The sequence below is a fragment of the Ideonella sp. P3_A4 genome (assembly GCF_056403075.1).
This window is the reverse complement of the sequence record NZ_JBFUGE010000587.1, coordinates 1-3,708: the sequence shown is the minus strand read 5'-3', so window position 1 is coordinate 3,708 and position 3,708 is coordinate 1. Positions and strand designations below refer to the sequence as shown.

General features: G+C 66.2%; 5 protein-coding genes. All 5 read right to left on the bottom strand.

The genetic code is table 11. The features are described 5' to 3' along the window. Positions 1–82: 82 nt before the first annotated feature. Complete coding sequence (locus tag AC1DYI_RS29405) at positions 83–1,942, bottom strand: ATP-binding response regulator (RefSeq protein WP_477207662.1); 1,860 nt, start codon at positions 1,940–1,942, stop codon at positions 83–85. A 25-nt stretch (positions 1,943–1,967) separates the two neighbouring features. Beyond that, on the bottom strand, positions 1,968–2,699 hold the full coding sequence (locus AC1DYI_RS29400) for a response regulator (protein WP_477207661.1): 732 nt from the start codon (positions 2,697–2,699) through the stop codon (positions 1,968–1,970). A gap of 132 nt (positions 2,700–2,831) precedes the next feature. After that, positions 2,832–3,242: a low affinity iron permease family protein gene (locus AC1DYI_RS29395; RefSeq protein ID WP_477207660.1), complete on the bottom strand. Its 411-nt coding sequence runs from the start codon at positions 3,240–3,242 to the stop codon at positions 2,832–2,834. Positions 3,243–3,261: 19 nt separating this feature from the next. Next, positions 3,262–3,600, bottom strand: coding sequence for a hypothetical protein (locus AC1DYI_RS29390; protein ID WP_477207659.1), 339 nt, complete (start codon positions 3,598–3,600; stop codon positions 3,262–3,264). Further along, on the bottom strand, positions 3,597–3,708 hold a 112-nt coding region (locus tag AC1DYI_RS29385; protein WP_477207663.1), incomplete at its 5' end, for a uracil phosphoribosyltransferase. The genes AC1DYI_RS29390 and AC1DYI_RS29385, both read right to left, overlap by 4 nt.

Genomic DNA, 3,708 nt, shown 5'->3' with positions numbered 1-3,708 from the left:
GCTGATACCGCCAGGTATCAACCTGGCTCGTCGTCTCGCGATCATCCCCATTGCGGCCCGTCCAATGGCACGTATTTCTGACTCAGGACCCTAACCCATGGAGTGCATTGAACAGTTTCCGTGCCTGCAGCGGCTTGAACAGCACCGTGTGGCCGCTGTCGGTGGCACGGCGCAATTCTTCGAGCGTGGTGTCGCCGGTGACGAGGATGGCCGGGACCGAATAACCATAGACGCGCCGCACGGCGTCGATGGCCGCAATGCCGTCTGGCCCGGGGCCTAGGTGCAGGTCGCTGAGGATGAGATCGGGCGGCAACTCCCGCCCTCGCACCGACGATTCCGCCTGCTGCGCCGTCGCCACGCAGACCACGTCGTAGCCCCACTCCTCCAGCAGGATGCGCAGGCTCTCGCGGATCGGGGCCTCGTCATCGATGACCAGCACCGAGCACGGCTGCAGGATCGGCATCGGCAGCGTGTCGGCCGCCGCGGTGGCGTCCTGGATGCCGGGCAGCCCGCCGATCTGGATGCCGATGCGAAACATCGTGCCGCCGCCCGGCCGCGAGCGAACGCTCAGCCGATGTCCCAGCAGCTTGGCCAGGCGCTTGACGATGGCCAGGCCCATGCCCAACCCCTGGGCGCGGGCGCGCCGGTCGCGCCCGACCTGGCAGAACTCGTCGAAGATCCGTGGCAGATCGTCGGCCGAGATGCCGACGCCGGTGTCCCACACCTCGACGTTGACATGGGTTTCGGTGCTGCGCGCGACGACGGCGATGCCGCCCGCGTCGGTGTACTTGATCGCGTTCTGGATCAGGTTGCCGAGGATGCGCTCCAGCAGCTGCGGATCGCTGCTGACCGACTTGCCGCCGGGCGAAAAACGCAGCCCCAGCCCCGCCTGCTCGGCCTGGCCGGAGTACTGCATGTGCAGGCGGCGAAACAGGTCGCGCAGCGGGAAGTGCTGGACGTTCGGGTCCACCGTGCCGGCGTCCAGGCGCGACACGTCCAGCATCACGTTGAACGAGCGCTCCAGCCCGTCGACCGAGCGCATCACGTTGCGCAGCAGCGGCTCTTCGGCCGAGCCCTGCAGGCGCTTCTCCAGCGTCGCCGCGAACAGCCCGAGCGCATGCATCGGTTGCCGCAGGTCATGGCTGGCGGAGGCGAGAAAGCGCGTCTTTTCCTGTTCGGCGCGGCGGGCCAGCTTGCAGGCCGTCTCGAGTTCGCGGATCCGGTCTTCGCGCAGGATCAAGGTCCGCTGGTCTTCGGCCCAGTGGCGCCAGCGCCAACCCGCCAGCAGCGTCGATCCGGCGCCGAGCACCAGGCAAGACAGCAGCTGAAACCAATCGACTGCGTCGCTCACCCCACCGCGCACGAGGACCACTGCCACCGGGGCCAGGGACAGCAGCGCCACCGGCAGCCAGCCTTCGCGCATCGGCGCCAGCACGCAGGCCAGGGTCGGCGCCAACGCCACCAGCACCAGCCAGACCGGCGCTGACGGTTGCTGCAGCCCCTGCGCCTGATCGAGCAGACCCGAGAGCAGCAGCATGGCGGAGACGCAGCCGGCCCCCAGGGCCCCCAGGATCAAGCGCTGCTGACGCGTGTCGCCTATCCAGCCGGCCCGGCGCGAGACCGCCCGGGCGAACAGCCACCACAGGGCGCCGAGCAAGCCCACACCCAGGGCCCACCACATCGGCGCCGCCGACCCCGCGCCCTTCAAGCTCAGCAGGCCCGGCAGCAACGCGATCAGCGGAACGACCACCAGCGCGGTCCCGCCGGCGGCCACGCGCAGCGCGGCGTCGCGCAGGCGGCGTTCGACCGCGCGCCGCTCAGTGCGCGCGGGGTCACCGTCTTCCAACGCCTCGTCGCTGCCGCCCGTGTAGACGACAAAGTCCACCGCCGGTGCCGGGCGAGCGGCAACGACGGGACCAGCGCTGCGCAACAGGGCGCTCACCAGACCAGCCCGACGACAGTCGCGATCAGCGGAACAGGCTGATCATGTGCGAGCGCGACTTCACGTCCAGCGCCAACAGCAGCGACGACACGTAGTTCTTGACCGTGCCCAGAGACAGCCCGGTCGACGTGCTGATCTCCTGGTTGCTGCAGCCCGACAGCACCTGCTCCAGGATGTCCAGGTGCCGCGTGCCGAGCTCGGCCACCCGGTCGTACATCGCCGACGCCGGAAAGCGCGGAAACAGCGGCCCGGCGGCCAGTTGGCCACGGCCACGCTGCGGCCACAGCAATGACGCCAGCGTGTTCTTGACCTCGGTCACCGTGGCACCCTTGGGGACATACCCCACGGCGCCCAGTGCCCGGGCCTGACGCACGACGAATTCATCCTGCGTACCGCTGAATACTGCGATTCGCGCAGATGGATATACGTGAATGAACTGTCGCAGGCCCTGCAGGCCCTTGCAGTCGGCGAGGTTGAGATCGAGCAGCACCGCATCGATCCCCTCGTCGCTGCCATAGACGTTCAACGCCTCTTGCAGCGAACAGGCATCCAGCCAGACGATAGGCGTACCGTCCAGCTCGACAAACATCGATTTGACGCCGACACGGACCAACTCATGGTCGTCGACTAAGAGAACTCGCTTCGGCGAAATAGCCGGCCCGTAAACGGGGGCAACTGCAACCGACGACGAGCTCTCGCTACTTTGGCGAAAAGCTTCTTGCATATGCGCTCCCTCGACGGCCGCCCAGCGCTTCAACGAGCACTGGTTCAACCGACGTTACGGCGCCGATGATATGCGCGGACACAACCTTTAACACCCCACAAAATAGGGAGGGATTACCTACTCGACAAGTAGGGTCGGTCGTGCTCAGTCAGTACAGTTTATTCGTTATGGCTCGGGCGAGTCGGTGTCCGGGTCGCCCAACTCGATGCGCTTGCGCGCTGCATCCGCCAGTTGCTCGTACTTGGCGCGAAACTCGTTGAGCATCTCGTCGTCCATCTCTTCGAGGTCCAGCAGCGCGTTGTGCGCCCCCTTGGTGGCGCGGATCAACTCGTCGAGCTTGATCTGGATCGCCTCGGTGTCGCGGTTCTGGGTGTTCTGGATCAGGAACACCATCAGGAAAGTGACGATGGTCGTGCTGGTGTTGATGACCAGCTGCCAGGTGTCGCTGAAGCCGAACAGCGGCCCGGTGACGGCCCAGACCAGGATCACGCCGACGGCCAGCGTGAAGACCCGCGGCCGCCCACAGAAGCGCGCCGCCGTCTTGGCGAACTGCGAGTACCAATTGCCGTTGCCCATTCCTGACTCCGCCCCACTCTCAATGTGGGTTTTCGAAGAAAACGTAGGCGTTGAAGTCCCCTACTTCGAAGTAGACGCGCTTCTCACCCGGGTCGACCTGGCCGTTCAGGTTCTCGTCGAGCACGCCGTAGCCATAGCGGTAGTGGCGCGGTTCTTTGTCGGTCGTGCCCAACGCCGTCGACAGCTTGTCGATCTTCAGAAAACGTTTAACCACCGAGTTCCCCGCGTAGACCTCGAGCACGCCGTCGGTGCCGGTCCAGTTCTGGATGTCGCGCTTGATCTGGTTCTGCTGCTCCTGCGTGCAAGCGGCCAGTGCCAGCACGGCAGCGGCCAGCGCGACGAGTTGGGCGGTGTTCACAGCGTTCCCTCGTCCTTGGTGCCAAAGATCTTGTCGCCGGCATCCCCCAGGCCCGGGATGATGTAGCCCAGCTCGTTCAGGTGGTGGTCGATGGCGGCCGTCCAGCAG